Source organism: Pseudarthrobacter sp. AB1, assembly GCF_014926485.1.
Taxonomy (GTDB): Bacteria; Actinomycetota; Actinomycetes; order Actinomycetales; family Micrococcaceae; genus Arthrobacter.
Window position 1 is genome coordinate 1 of sequence record NZ_PZKO01000043.1, and the last position, 13,914, is coordinate 13,914.

Genomic DNA, 13,914 nt, shown 5'->3' on the forward strand with positions numbered 1-13,914 from the left:
GGGCCGGTGCCAGGCGCCGGAGGGGACGAACTGGCCCAAACGGTCTTCGCATAGGTCCCTGAATCCGAGCGCGTCAACAAAAGACGTCACCACGTTCAGCCCGGCATGGGAGACCAGCGACTGCTCCGTCGTGGCAACAGGAAGGGACGGGAAAACTCCGGTAATCTTGGACATCAGAAAGGTGCTTCTTTCAGCCGGTGGATCAGTGCGTCGACAACACTATTTTCCCAGCTCAGAAGCACCTTTCGTCGCTTTAACACACCCCGCGGGCGACAGCCTCATGAAAACCCCGGGCTAGTGCTCAGATTTTGAGGACTCCACCGGGACTTCCTTGCCTTCCGCGTCTATCAGCTTGCCGCCTTCGTAGCGGTCGCCGTCGGTGAGGCATTTGAGGTCTTCTTCCCGGACTACCCGGCCGGTGCCCGCCACGAATACGGACTGGTTTTCGGAGTTGCCGGCTTTGAGGTGGTTGAAGAGCAGGTTCAGCAGGATGGCCATCACGGCGGCGGAGCTGATGCCGGAGTGGAAGATCGTGGCGAACCAGTTGGGGAATTTGTCGTAGAAGGCTGGGGCGGCGATCGGGATCATGCCGAAGCCGATGGAGGTGGCCACGATGATGAGGTTCATATTGTTGCGGTATTCGACCTTGGCCAGGGTGCGGATGCCGCTGGCGGCGACGGTGCCGAACAGGACGATGCCTGCCCCGCCCAGAACCGCTGTGGGAACGGCGGCCACTACGCGGCCGAGGATAGGCAGCAGTCCCAGCAGGACCAGGATCACGCCGCCGGCTGCCACCACGTAGCGGCTCTTGATCTTGGTGACGGCGACCAGGCCGACGTTCTGGGCGAAGGCGCTCTGGGTGAATGATCCGAAGACCGGGGCGATGAGGCTGGAGCCCATGTCTGCGCGGAGGCCTGCTGCGATGCGTTTGGAGTCGACCTTGGTACCGATGATTTCACCGACGGCCAGGATGTCCGCCATGGTTTCGGTCAGGATTACCAGGACGACGATCAGCATGGAGATGATCGCGGCGATCTCAAAGGTGGGGGCTCCGAGGTGGAACGGTGCCGGGAAGGCGACGATTGGGCCGTCTCCGACCTTGGCGAAGTTGGCCATGCCGGTGGCGACGGCGATCAGGGTTCCGATGACCATGGCCAGCAGGATCGAGAGCCGGGAGATGGTTGCGTTGCCGAGCTTGCTCAGGAGGAGAACGAGGGCCAGGGTGACAGCGGCGAGACCGATGTTTTCGATGCTGCCGTAGTTTTCGGCTTTTTTGTTACCGCCCATGGCCCAGTTGGCTGCAACCGGCATCAGGGTCAGGCCGATGGTCGTGATGACAGTTCCGGTGACCACCGGTGGGAAGAAGCGAACGATTTTCGAGAAGACAGGGGCGATCAGCAGGCCGATGGCTGCCGACACGATAACTGCGCCGAAGACGGACTGGATCCCTCCGCCGGTGGTGACGATGGCGACCATCGTTGCCACGCCGGCGAAGGAGACGCCCTGGACCAGCGGCAGCTGGGAGCCGAAGAACGGAATACCAATGGTCTGGAGGATGGTGGCAAGCCCGCCCATGAAAAGTGCGGCGGCGATCAGGATGCCGATGTCGGCAGGGGGCAACCCTGCGGCCTGGCCGACGATGAGCGGAACGGCAACGATGCCGCCGTACATGGTCAGCACGTGCTGGAAGCCGTAGGCGAAGCTGCTCCCGAGGGACAGGCGCTGGTCTTCGGGTCGGTCAGTACGCTGGCGGCCGGTCTTGACGGGGCCGACGGACTTTTTCTTGAGGTTCATGGCAGACTTTCTGGTTCATGGCAGACGTCTTCGTCTGGCTAACGTGGTCTGGCTAAAAATGTGGGCACCGGCCCGGTGGATTTCGCCCGGTGATCGAGCCGGTTGAAACCTGGTGGATTTCGACAGGCTCGATCACAGCGGATGGGTCAGCAGAACCCGGCGATGCCGGACCAGGCGAGGTCCGCCGGTGTGGCGTCGTCGCGCTGGACCGTGGCCTCGATCAGGCCGTATGGCCGGTCGGCTGCGAAGAAGACCTCGTTGGGGTTGTCGAGTCCGAACGGCGAGAGGTCCACCAGGAAGTGGTGCTTGTTGGGCATGGAGAACTTGATCTCGTCGATTTCGCTGTGGGCTTCCAGGACTTTGGTGCCCATGTCGAACAGCGTCTGCTGCAGGGCGTGGGAGTACCTCTCCGTGAACCCCTCGAGCAGAAGGCCCTTGACGTCCTCGTAGCTCTTGTTGAAGTCCAGGGTGCTCAGGTCCGTACCGGTCTTGAACCGCCAGCGGGCGGAAACGTCGGTGGCCAGGATGCGGTCCGTGGTTTCCGGGAGGGTGGTGTATTTGTCCTTGGGGTAGCCCACAAAGCCGGACTGTGTGGTCTTCAGGACGGTCAGGTCCATGAGCCCGGAGATCAGGTGCGTTGCGGCGCCGTCGCGGACCAGGACGGCGGTGCGGACTTCCTGGCCGTTGCGCACGAAGGAGTGGTCGTGTTCGCTGCCGTGCGCCTGGATGCGGTCCCAGCTGTAGGACTCGGCTTCCCAGCGGCCACCAGTGACCCAGTCGAAGCTGGACGTGAAGTGCTCGCCGAGGCGCAGGAGGAACGCTTCGGGGGAGCCGACGCCTTCGCGGGCGAAGGCGTAGATGGTGTTCTTCTGGGTGTCCGTTGCCACCACGTGGGCGTTGTCGCCCTCGCGGTGGGCGGCCTCGAAGTCTCCGCGCAGTTGCGAGGTGACGTTCAAGTCCTCTATCTCGTGGCGGTCTGTGTCGCGGGTGATTTTGACAACCCGGACTTCAGCCTTTCCGTACTGGTTGTGGCCGAGGATGATGTTGCTGCTCATGGTCAGATTCCCAACTTCAGGTATGTGGGACCAAGGTTCCACATAGAAATTAAGCGCGCATTTACCGCGCGTTTCCAGTGCCGTCGGCCCAACAAAAAATGAGCCGACATCAATTGATGTCAGCTCATTACGACCCTGCCTGCTGCTCCCAGGTTACGTGACTTGCGCCACGAGTTGAACATCACAATAGCCCAGCTTTGCGGTGGTGTACATCACAATCTGAAAAATCACTTTGTGACTGAGGGGCTCGCGGACCGTTGACGTACCGAGACTTGGCAGATTACTATATTTCATATAGCAAAAGTTATTTTCCGCTTTGTGGAATTTTCGCAGTAGTATCAACCACCTCGGAGGAGGATCAGATGTACCAGCAGGACACAACGCCGGTCGCACCGGAAAACACGGCGGCACCCGCCGTCCAGGAGTTCTACCTTCCCCTCGGAGGCGGGACGGATCCGGACTTCTATCTGCCCGCAGACCGGGAGCATATTCCGGGCCGCTTCTCCCGCTGGGTCCAGGGCCTGCCGGGCTTCGGCAGCCGGCGCCGCTAGCCCTACTGCCCCGGGCGCCCCGGCCACTGTTTGCCGGCCCAGGGGTCGTAGTCGGAGATGAGCTCCTCCTGCAGCGGGCGCTCCGCTTCGGGGACGTGCTGCAGGTTCACCCGCACCCGGTACCAGAGCGAGCTGGACCCGCGCATTCCGTCGACGAGCACGTCGGCCGGACGCAGGGCCGGGACGATGTCCGCATGCCGGGTCTTCCACTCGTCGAGCGCCGCGACCGCCTTGGCTTTGGATTTGGTCCGGGCCACCTCGATGAGCGGCATTACCGACTGCCGGCGGCCGGAGCCGTCTCCGCTGCGGGGCGCTTTCTCCGCGGGGCCGAGCCTGGCCGCCAGCGCCAGGAGCCCGTCGAGTGCACCCACCGCGCCGTCGATCCCGGCGTGCGGGTCGCCCGCGTCGGCGAAGCGCCCGGGCACCGTGCGCACCGTGAATTGTTCCGGACGGATGGAGCGCACCTCGTCCCAGGTGAGCGGCGTCGACACCCGGGCGTCGGGCAGGGGCCGGATCGAGTACGCGGATGCCACGGTGCGGTCCTTGGCGTTCTGGTTGAAATCGACAAAGACGCTCTCGCCGCGCTCCTCCTTCCACCAGCGCGCGGTGGCGAGGCCGGGCGCGCGGTTTTCGATCTCGCGGGCGAGGGTCTCGGCGGCGAGCCGCACGTCGCGGTAGGACCACTGCGGCGCGATCCGGACCAGGATGTGGAGTCCGCGCGACCCGCTCGTCTTCGGCCACCCCACCAGTCCGACGTCGTCGAGCACCTCCCGCGCGACATACGCAACGTCGACGATCTGGGACCAGCTGACTCCCGGCATCGGATCGAGGTCGACGCGGAGTTCGTCGGGGTGATCAAGGTCCTCGGCGCGCACGGGATGCGGGTTGAGGTCCAGGCAGCCAAGATTCACCACCCACGCCAGGCCCGCAGCATCCCGGATGACGGCCTCCTCGGCCGACGTCCCCGATGCGTAGTGCAGCGTGGTTGTATCGATGAAGTCGGGGTGGTTTTCGGGCACGCGCTTCTGGAAAAACGGCTCAGCGTCGATGCCTTTCGGGAAGCGCTTGAGCACCATGGGCCGGCCGCCCGCACCGCGCAACGCACCATCCGCCACGGCGAGGTAGTAGCGCACCAGATCGAGCTTGGTCAGTCCGGGTTCGGGGAACACCACCTTGTCCGGACTCGAGATGCGCACCTCGGTGCCGCCAATGGTGAGGATCTTGGCCGGGGTCTTCGACGGGCTCATGCCGCCACGCTAGCAACGATCGGATGTTGCGGCCAGAGCTGGTGCGGCGGTCAGCAATGAGCTACCCCGCCACAAGCTTCCTCGCCGCGGCCGAGTGCTCCGCAATGAGCCCCGCGACGTCCAGCCCCGGAATCTGTCCGTCCACCACGCGCCATTTCCCGCCTACCATGACGCGGTCCGCGCGGTCCGCGCCGCACAGCAACAGCGCCGCGACAGGATCGTGGCTGCCGGAGAACCGCAGGTCGTCGAGGCGGAAGAGCGCCAGGTCGGCCTGCATCCCCGGTGCCAGTTGACCGATATCGGAGCGCCCCAGGACCGCAGCCGAGCCCCGCGTCGCCCAGCCAAGGGCCCGCTCCACGGGAACGGATGCCCCGTAGCGCAGCCGCTGCAAGTACAGCGCCTGCCGGGCCTCGAGCATCATGTTGGAGGCATCGTTCGACGCCGATCCGTCCACACCCAGCCCCACCGGAACCCCGGCCGCCTCAAGTTCCAGCACGCGGGCGGTGCCCGACGCGAGCCGCATGTTCGACGTCGGGCAGTGCGCGACGGCGGTGCCCGCGGCTCCCAGCCGGGCGATCTCGTCGTCGTTGAAGTGGATGCCATGGCCCAGCCACGTGCGGTTGCCCAGCCAGCCGACGCTTTCCAGGTAGTCCACAGTCCGCAAGCCAAACATCGCGTGGCAGAAGTCTTCCTCGTCAATGGTTTCGGCGAGGTGCGTGTGCAGCCGGACGTCCAGCCGTTCGGCCATGGCTGCACTCTCCGCCATGATCTCCTTGGTCACCGAGAACGGCGAGCACGGGGCCAGGGCAATCTGGATGACGGCGCCGTCGCCGCGCTCGTGGTACTGCGAGATGAGGCGTTCGCTGTCCGCCAGGATGATCTCCGGCCGCTGCACCGTTGACTGCGGCGGCAGGCCGCCGTCGTCCGTTCCCAACGACATGGAGCCGCGCGTGAGGGTGGCCCGCATGCCCAGTTCGCGTACGACGCCGACCTCCACGTCGATCGCGTTCTCCAGTCCCGCGGGGAACAGGTAGTGGTGGTCGGCGGACGTGGTGCAGCCGGAGAGCAGCAGCTCGGCCAGGGCCACTTTCACCGCGAGTTCCAGGCTCCCAGGAGTCAGCCGGGCCCAGACCGGATAGAGGTTCTGCAGCCAGGGGAAAAGCGGGGCGTTGGCCACCGGACCCCAGGCGCGGGTGAGTGTCTGGTAGAAGTGGTGGTGGGTGTTGATCAGGCCGGGCAGCAGCACGTGGCTGCCGGCGTCGAAGGTCTCATCGCAGGGTGCGGACGGCTGCCCGCCGGCCGGAACAAGCTCGGTGATGACACCGCCGGTGACCACAATGCCGCCGCCGGCGTCGAGCCCATTGGCGGTGAAAATGGCGAGCGGGTTCCTGATCCAGAGCCTGGACGGGGACGGGGAGTGCGGGTGGGCCATGGATGGCTCCTTGTCTGGTCGGCGTGAGTGCGTTCCAGCTCAGTTAGGCCCTGTCTGCTGATCCAGGTGGCGCCAGCCTAGGGTGCTGCCGCGACGGAAGTCAATGCAACACGGGGTCACCTACGGCCCATTCCGCCCCTCCGGATGGGCCGTAGGTGACCCCGCGTTGTTACGCAATTTCACATCACGAAATTAAGTTTCCAGAAACTATGGCGTCACTCACACATCCGGTGCTAGTCTCGATCTTGCCAAAGGCGGGCACCCGGACTCCGGGAAGCTATCTACCAGGCGAACCTTCAAAAGCACATGCTGAAGCCTGGTAGCCATCTCACTGGCGCGTCCCCCGTCTCAGGGTTACTGGGCTTCCTTGCCACTAAGGAAGTCGCAAAATGAGTACCACCGTCACGGCCGAACATTTCCTGGCCACCTCCATAAAACTGGCAACAGCCAACGTCCTGAACAGCGGCGGCCCGTTCGGCGCCGTCATTGTCACCGCGGATGGCCGCGCCTTCGAAGGCGTCAACCGGGTCACCGCCACGAACGACCCCACAGCCCACGCCGAGGTCACCGCCATCCGCAATGCCTGCCGCGAACTCGACACGTTCGATCTCAGTGGAGCCACCCTCTACACCAGCTGCGAACCCTGCCCCATGTGCCTGGCCTCAGCCCTGTGGGCCCGGATCGGCAACGTGGTCTTCGCCGCAGACCGGCACGACGCCGCCTCCGTGGGCTTTGACGACGCCGTCTTCTACGAGTACTTCGAGAACGAGGACCGGGACGCACTGATGCCGGTCGCCAAGCTGGAACTGGGTCACCCCCAGGCCCCGGCCATCCTGGAACCGTTCAACACCTGGAACACGCTCGATTCCAGGATTGACTACTAGGGCCGGTGGCTGACATGACAATCCTGGACCCCGCAGAAATGCGATCGGCAGCTGAAGAGCAGGCTGCGCCCGCAGGCGCAGGGCACACAGCGGCACCCCGCCCCCCGGCGTCGAAATCCTTCCTGGACAGCTTCTTCCAGATCACCAAGCGTGGCTCCACGCTGGCCCGCGAATTCCGCGGCGGCATCGTCACGTTCTTCACGATGGCCTACATCGTGATCCTCAACCCCCTGATCCTGGGCGGCTTCTCGGCCGAGAACGCCCCCACCGACGTCGCCGGCGGCTGGCTCTCAGCAGCGCAGGTGGGAGCCGTTACCGGCCTCACCGCCGGCGTTATGACCATCGTGTTCGGCCTCGTCGCAAACCTGCCCTTCGGGCTCGCGGCCGGCCTGGGCATCAACTCCTTCCTCGCCGTCGCGGTCATTCAGGAAGTCACCTGGCCAGAAGCCATGGGCCTGGTGGTCATCAACGGCGTCCTCATTGTCCTCTTCGGCGCCACGGGTGCCCGGACGGCGATCTTCAAGGCAGTCCCCAAGGAACTCAAGGCCGCCATCACCGTGGGCATCGGCCTGTTCATCGCCTTCATCGGCTTTGTGGATTCCGGGTTCGTCCGCCCCACCAAGGGCGGCCCGCCGGTCCAGCTCGGCAACGACGGCTCCATCACCTCCATCCCCACCCTCGTGTTCATCGTCGGGCTGCTGGTCATGGGCATCCTCGTTGCCCGCAAGATCCAAGGCGGCCTCCTGATCGGAATCGTCGCCACAACTGCCCTCGCCGCCGTCGTCGAGGCCACCATGCATATCGGTCCCGGCAACGCAGACAACCCCGGTGGCTGGCACCTCAACACACCGGTGCTGTCCGGGCAGCTGGTGTCCGCCCCGGACTTCAGCCTGGTGGGCCAGTTCGATCTCTTCGGCTCGTTCTCAAGGATCGGCGGCCTGGCGGCCACCATGCTGGTCTTCACCCTGGTGTTCACCAACTTCTTCGACGCCATGGGTACCATGACCGGGCTTGCCAAGAGCGCCGGCGTGGCGCACAAGGACGGCACGTTCCCCAGGCTCAAGTCCGCCTTCATCGTCGAAGGCATGGGCGCAGTGGTGGGCGGCGGAACGTCCGGTTCCTCCAACACCGTCTACATCGATTCCGCGGCCGGGATTGGCGAAGGCGCCCGCACCGGCCTGGCCTCGGTGGTCACGGGCCTGTTGTTCCTCGGATCGATGTTCTTCACACCGCTCACCTCTGTGGTTCCGCTCGAGGTGGCCGCCGCCGCCCTTGTGGTGGTGGGCGCGATGATGATGGCGCAGATCCGCGAGATCAAGTTCAGCAAGTTCGCGATCGCACTGCCGGCCTTCCTGACCATCGTCACCATGCCGCTGACCTACTCGATCGCCAACGGCATCGGCGTCGGCTTCGTCTCCTTCGCGGTCATCAGCGCGGCATCCGGGAGGGCCAGGAAAGTCCATCCGCTCATGTGGGTGGTGAGCGTGGGCTTCCTGATCTACTTCGCCCGCGGGCCCATCAACGTCCTGCTGGGCGCGTAAACCGGCCCCGCCCCGTCCTCTCAAACCAACCACCGTGACCCTCCCTCTACACCGGCAAGGAATGAGACTATGAGGCAAGACCGCGCTCTGTTCCGGACAGGCTTTCCGTCCGGAACCCCAGTGGTAAAGGACGTGTTGCCATGCTGGATCTGATCCCCTCACTGGGAAGGTGGCAGCCCGCGGTCTCCGGCCAGCGTTGCGCCGTCGCCACCATCGTGGCCGCCGGCGGTTCCGTGCCCCGGCCGCTCGGCACTTCAATGGTGGTCTCCGAACACGGGGACGTCCTTGGCAGCCTGTCCGGCGGATGCGTGGAGGGCGCCGTGGTGGAGGCTGCGCTTGCGGCAATGCGCGACGGCGGCAGCCGCCTTGAGTCGTTCGGCTACAGCGCCGAGGACGCATTCGCCGTCGGGCTGACCTGCGGAGGGCAGCTGGAAGTCCACATCCAGCCGACCGGAACCGCCGGCCTGGACCTGGCCGCCCTGCGCGGCTTTGCCCACGCAGACGCGCCGTCCTCCCTCGCCATCATCCGCCGGCTGGACGACGGCGGCGGGGGCGGGGGAGGGCCCGTGTTGGTGGCCGATCCCGCTCGCTTCACCGCAGCGGGATCGGCCGCGCTGGCAGCCCTGCTGGGCGGCGATTCCTCCGTGATCCGGGCGGCAGCCGTGCAGCTCGAACCCCTGCTGCGCGGCGGCCGGGCCGGCCTGGTCCGGCTGGCCCCGGCCGAAGGCTGCGGGACCACGGTGCCTGTGCCGGAGCCCATCACCCTGTTTGTGGAAAGCCGGCTGCCGCGGGCCCGGATGCTGATCTTCGGCGCCAACGACTTCGGCGCCGCGCTGGTGCCGGCCGGGAAACTGCTGGGCTATGACGTCACCTTGTGCGACGCCCGGCCGGCTTTTTCCAGCCAGGGCCGTTTCCTCGCCGCCGACCAGGTGGTCACGGACTGGCCGCACCGCTACCTTGCCGCCGAAGCAGCCGCAGGACGCCTGGACGGCCGAAGCGTGGTGTGCGTGCTGACCCACGACCCCAAGTTCGACATCCCGTTGCTGGAAACCGCGCTCGGCCTGGGCCTCGCCTATGTGGGCGCCATGGGGTCGCGGCGCAGCCACCGCCAGCGCATCGACGCGCTGCTGGCGGACGGGACGCCGGCTGAAGCGCTGGAGCGGCTCCATTCACCCATCGGCCTGGATCTGGGCGCAGTCACCCCGGCCGAGGTGGCTGTTTCCATCACCGCCGAGATCCTCGCTTCCCGTGTGGCGGCATCAAAGGAAACGCCCACGGCAGCTTCGCTCAAGGACGGCAGCGGCCCCATCCACCACCCAGAACCCAGCTTTACCGACGAACCCCACTCTCACGAACCCCGCACGCACGATCCCCGCCAGGAGGACCCATGGACATGAACACCATCGAGGAAGTCGTCCCAACGACGGACCCCACCGACTGGCGCGACGGCGACGCCTGGCTCGCCGGCGGCACGGTGCTCTTCTCCTACGGCAGTACTGTCCTGAAACGGCTCCTGGATCTGGGTGAAGCGGGCTGGCCGGCGGTGACCGTGAGCGACGCCGGGATTGAACTGGCCGCGACGTGCACCGTCGCGGAGCTCTACGCCCTGCCGGCTTCGGAGTCCGTTGCCGGCAGGAACTGGCCTGGCCTGGACTTGTTCTGGCCGTGCTGCGACTCCTTCGTGGCATCCTTCAAGATCTGGAACATGTCCACCGTGGGCGGCAACCTGTGCACCTCGCTGCCGGCGGGACCCATGATCTCGCTCTGCGCCGGGCTGGACGCGACCGCCACCATCCTCGGCCCCGGCGGCACCAGCCGCACGGTACCGGTGGCCACGTTCATCACCGGGGACGGGCAAAACAGCCTGGCACCCGGGGAACTCCTGCGCAGCATCCACATCCCGGCGTCGGCCCTGTCCGCGAAAGTGGCTTTCCGGCGGCTCTCGCTCAGCAACCTCGGCCGTTCAGGGGTGCTGCTGATCGGACGGCGCGACGGTGACGGCGGCCTCGCCATCACCGTCACGGCCGCCACGAAGCGCCCCGTGCAGCTGCGGTTCGCCGCAGCCAAGATGGCGGGCCCCGCGGCCCTGGCGGCCGCCGTCGGGAAGGCCATCCCGGCGGAGCTGTACCACAACGACATCCACGGCCTGCCCGAATGGCGCCGGGACATGACCCTCCGGCTCGCGGAGGAAATCCGTGCGGAACTGCTGGAAGAACGGCTCACCGTGTCGGGCGATTTCTGGACCGGACCGTCCGGCCGGCCGCACGCCACGTCGCCGCAACCGAGTGCGCAACCAAGCGCAAAACCCGCACCCGCATCAACCCCGAAACAGCAGAAGGAGGCCTGAGCATGGCAATCGAAATCAACGGAACCGCCACCCCGGCCACACCCCGCCCCGGCCAGTGCCTGCGCACCTTCCTGCGCGAACAGGGCAACTTCGGTGTGAAGAAGGGCTGCGACGGCGGCGACTGCGGTGCCTGCACCGTCCACGTGGACGGCACCCCCGTGCACAGCTGCATCTACCCGGCCGTCCGCGCCGAGGGCAAGGCCGTCACCACCATCGAAGGCCTCGCCCAGGGCGGAGCGCTGCACCCCGTGCAGGAACAGTTCCTGGCCGAACAGGGCTTCCAATGCGGCTTCTGCACCGCCGGCATGATGATGACCGCCGCTACCTTCGATGCCGAACAGAAGGCCAACCTGCCCCGCAGCCTCAAGGGCAACCTCTGCCGCTGCACGGGCTACCGCTCCATCGCGGACGCCGTCTGCGGGACCCACAACACGCACAATCACGACGGCGGCGCGGCGGATCCTGCGGCCCGTCCGGCTTCCACGGATGGCACCGCCGCGGCCGCAACCACAACATCCCGGACCGGGCAGCTCGGCGACAATGTGCCCGCCCCGGCAGGCGCCGCCGTCGTCACCGGTACGGCCCGCTACACCCTCGACGTCCCGGCGGAGGAGCTCGAAGGCCTGCTGCACCTGAAGCTGCTGCGCTCACCCCACGCGCACGCGCGGATCGTCTCCATCGACAGGACGGCCGCGCTTCAAGTGCCCGGCGTCGTCGCGGTCTTCACCCACGAGGACGCCCCGGCGCAGCACTTTTCCACCGCCCAGCACGAGCTCTACACCGACGACCCCGACGACACCCGCGTCCTCGATGACGTGGTGCGGTTCATCGGCCAGCGCGTGGCCGCCGTTGTGGCCGAATCCGTAAGTGCCGCCGAGGCCGGGGCCCGGGCCCTTCACGTGGAATACGAGCTGCTGGACACCGTCTTTAGCGCGCAGGACGCTATGCTTCCCGGCGCTCCGGCCCTGCACGGGGACAAGGACGCCGTGAAGGCCAGGATCTCGCGTCCGCGGCAGAACGTGGTGGCCGAGCTGCATTCGGAGCTGGGCAGCGTGGCGGACGGGTTCGCCGCGGCCGACTTCATCCACGAGCACACGTACCGGACCCAGCGCGTGCAGCACGTCGCCCTGGAAACGCATTCCTCCATCGCCTGGCTCGACTCCGAAGACCGCCTCGTGGTCCGGACCTCCAGCCAGGTCCCGTTCCTGGTCCGGCGCACGCTGGGCCGGGTCTTCGACCTGGCGGAGGACCGCATCCGCGTGGTGGCCGGGCGCGTGGGCGGCGGCTTCGGCGGCAAGCAGGAGGTGCTTACCGAGGACCTTGTTGCCCTCGCCACGCTCACCCTTCGCCGGCCCGTGCAGGTGGAGTTCACCCGCACGGAGCAGTTCACCGCCACCACCACGCGGCACCCCTTCAGCATCAAGCTCAAGGCAGGCGCCGGCAAGGACGGGCTCCTCACCGCGCTGCAGCTGGACGTGGTCACCAATACCGGCGCGTACGGCAACCACGCGCCCGGCGTGATGTTCCACGGCTGCGGCGAATCGCTGGCCGTGTACAAGTGCGCCAACAAGAAAGTGGACGCGCATGCCGTCTACACCAACACCGTGCCGGCCGGGGCCTTCCGCGGCTACGGGCTGAGCCAGATGATCTTCGCGATCGAGTCGGCCATCGATGAGCTGGCTGTTGGCGTCGGCATGGATCCGCTGGAATTCCGGCGCCGGAACATGGTGCGCGAGGGCGATGACATGCTCTCCACCAACCCTGAGCCGGAGGAGGACGTCCACTACGGCAGCTACGGACTGGAGCAGTGCATCTCCCTGGTGCGGGACGCCCTGGACCGCGGCAAGCAGCGCTACCATGACGCCGGCCTCGATGACCTCGGCCCGGAATGGGTCATCGGGGAAGGATCCGCGCTTTCCATGATCGACACGGTCCCGCCCCGCGGCCACTTCGCCCACACCCGCGTGAGCCTGCTCCCGGCCGGCACGTTCGCGGCCGACGTCGGGACCGCCGAATTCGGCAACGGCACCACCACCGTGCACGCGCAGCTGGCCGCGACGGCGCTCTCCACCACGGCAGCCAAGGTGGCCGTGCGGCAGTCTGATACCGATCTCGTGGAGCACGACACCGGCGCATTCGGCTCGGCCGGGACCGTGGTGGCCGGCAAGGCCACACTCCTGGCGGCCACCGGGCTCGCATCCCGGATCATCACCGTTGCGGCGGCGCTGACCGGGGTTCCGGAGGCCGAATGTGCGCTCGACGACGGCGGCGTGGACTGTGCCGGGCGGCGGGTTCCGCTCGCGGACATCCATGACGCCGCGCAGCACCAGGGCGTGCAGCTTGCCGTCGAGGGGAACTGGGACGGGACCCCGCGATCAGTGGCGTTCAACGTCCACGGCTTCCGCGTCGCCGTCAATACCGGCACGGGCGAGCTGCGGATCCTGCAGAGCGTGCAGGCCGCCGACGCCGGGGTGGTGGTCAATCCGCGGCAGTGCCGCGGCCAGATTGAAGGCGGCATCGCGCAGGCGCTGGGCGCTGCACTGTATGAGGAGGTCCGGGTGGACGACGCCGGCCGGGTCACCACGGATATCCTGCGGCAGTACCACATCCCGTCTTTCGCGGACGTGCCGCGCAGCGAGGTCTACTTCGCTTCCACCAACGACCAAATGGGCCCGCTCGGCGCAAAGTCCATGAGCGAGAGCCCGTTTAATCCGGTGGCGCCGGCACTGGCCAACGCCATCCGGAACGCCACGGGGGTCCGGTTTGCGGAGCTGCCGATCGGACGGGACAAGATCTACCTCGGCCTGAAGGAAGGAACGCCAAACCTTTCCCACTAAGACCAACGCGGGGTCAGATACGGCCCATGGCGCGGGGTTTATTGGGCCAGATCTGACCCCGCGTTGCTGTCGAAGCAACCGTTTGTGACCGGCGCTGTTCCGGCGATCCTTGACTGATGCGTGACCCAGGTCATATCGTTATTTCACTACTCGATACCCATTTTCCGCATTGTGGAAATTGCAATGACGCTCCTGCCGGTCGTTTCCGGCATTAATCCCACTGCGG

At 66.5% G+C, this 13,914-nt stretch carries 10 protein-coding genes and 1 pseudogene; 6 read left to right on the plus strand and 5 right to left on the minus strand.

From position 1 onward, the window contains the following. From DAD99_RS11305 to pucL, 3 genes and pseudogenes are all read right to left on the minus strand, one after another. Nucleotides 1-174, minus strand: a pseudogene (locus DAD99_RS11305) (IS1380 family transposase); the annotation flags it as partial. A gap of 120 nt (nucleotides 175-294) precedes the next feature. Then, nucleotides 295-1,794: a nucleobase:cation symporter-2 family protein gene (locus tag DAD99_RS11310; RefSeq protein WP_193341611.1), complete on the minus strand. Its 1,500-nt coding sequence runs from the start codon at nucleotides 1,792-1,794 to the stop codon at nucleotides 295-297. Between the two features lie 146 nt (nucleotides 1,795-1,940). Next, on the minus strand, nucleotides 1,941-2,849 hold the full coding sequence (gene pucL, locus DAD99_RS11315; RefSeq protein WP_193341612.1) for a factor-independent urate hydroxylase: 909 nt from the start codon (nucleotides 2,847-2,849) through the stop codon (nucleotides 1,941-1,943). A gap of 362 nt (nucleotides 2,850-3,211) precedes the next feature. Between pucL and DAD99_RS11320 the strand changes: the two genes are divergently transcribed. Next, entirely contained in the window at nucleotides 3,212-3,400 is a 189-nt protein-coding gene (locus DAD99_RS11320) for a hypothetical protein (protein WP_185261643.1), read from the plus strand. A 2-nt stretch (nucleotides 3,401-3,402) separates the two neighbouring features. Here the strand turns inward: DAD99_RS11320 and ligD are convergent, their stop codons facing one another. Together ligD and DAD99_RS11330 are read right to left on the minus strand one after the other, a co-directional pair. Next, nucleotides 3,403-4,647, minus strand: coding sequence for a non-homologous end-joining DNA ligase (gene ligD / locus DAD99_RS11325; protein ID WP_193341613.1), 1,245 nt, complete (start codon nucleotides 4,645-4,647; stop codon nucleotides 3,403-3,405). 61 nt (nucleotides 4,648-4,708) lie between these two features. Further along, nucleotides 4,709-6,079 carry an 8-oxoguanine deaminase gene (locus tag DAD99_RS11330; RefSeq protein WP_193341614.1) on the minus strand — a complete coding sequence of 457 codons (1,371 nt, stop codon included), beginning with the start codon at nucleotides 6,077-6,079 and terminating at the stop codon, nucleotides 4,709-4,711. Between the two features lie 389 nt (nucleotides 6,080-6,468). On the opposite strand from DAD99_RS11330, the gene DAD99_RS11335 reads away from it, so the two are divergent. The 5 genes from DAD99_RS11335 to DAD99_RS11355 all read left to right on the plus strand — a co-directional run bounded on the left by DAD99_RS11335 (nucleotide 6,469) and on the right by DAD99_RS11355 (nucleotide 13,688). Then, nucleotides 6,469-6,963: a nucleoside deaminase gene (locus DAD99_RS11335; protein WP_193341615.1), complete on the plus strand. Its 495-nt coding sequence runs from the start codon at nucleotides 6,469-6,471 to the stop codon at nucleotides 6,961-6,963. A gap of 14 nt (nucleotides 6,964-6,977) precedes the next feature. After that, nucleotides 6,978-8,504 (plus strand): NCS2 family permease, encoded by a 1,527-nt coding sequence (locus DAD99_RS11340; RefSeq protein WP_193341654.1) that lies wholly within the window; start codon nucleotides 6,978-6,980, stop codon nucleotides 8,502-8,504. Between the two features lie 140 nt (nucleotides 8,505-8,644). Then, nucleotides 8,645-9,901: an XdhC family protein gene (locus tag DAD99_RS11345; protein ID WP_193341616.1), complete on the plus strand. Its 1,257-nt coding sequence runs from the start codon at nucleotides 8,645-8,647 to the stop codon at nucleotides 9,899-9,901. Continuing rightward, nucleotides 9,892-10,851, plus strand: coding sequence for an FAD binding domain-containing protein (locus tag DAD99_RS11350; protein WP_193341617.1), 960 nt, complete (start codon nucleotides 9,892-9,894; stop codon nucleotides 10,849-10,851). The genes DAD99_RS11345 and DAD99_RS11350 overlap by 10 nt, the downstream gene beginning before the upstream one ends. Before the next feature lie 2 nt (nucleotides 10,852-10,853). Beyond that, nucleotides 10,854-13,688: a molybdopterin-dependent oxidoreductase gene (locus tag DAD99_RS11355; RefSeq protein WP_193341618.1), complete on the plus strand. Its 2,835-nt coding sequence runs from the start codon at nucleotides 10,854-10,856 to the stop codon at nucleotides 13,686-13,688. The last annotated feature ends 226 nt before the right edge of the window (nucleotides 13,689-13,914 follow it).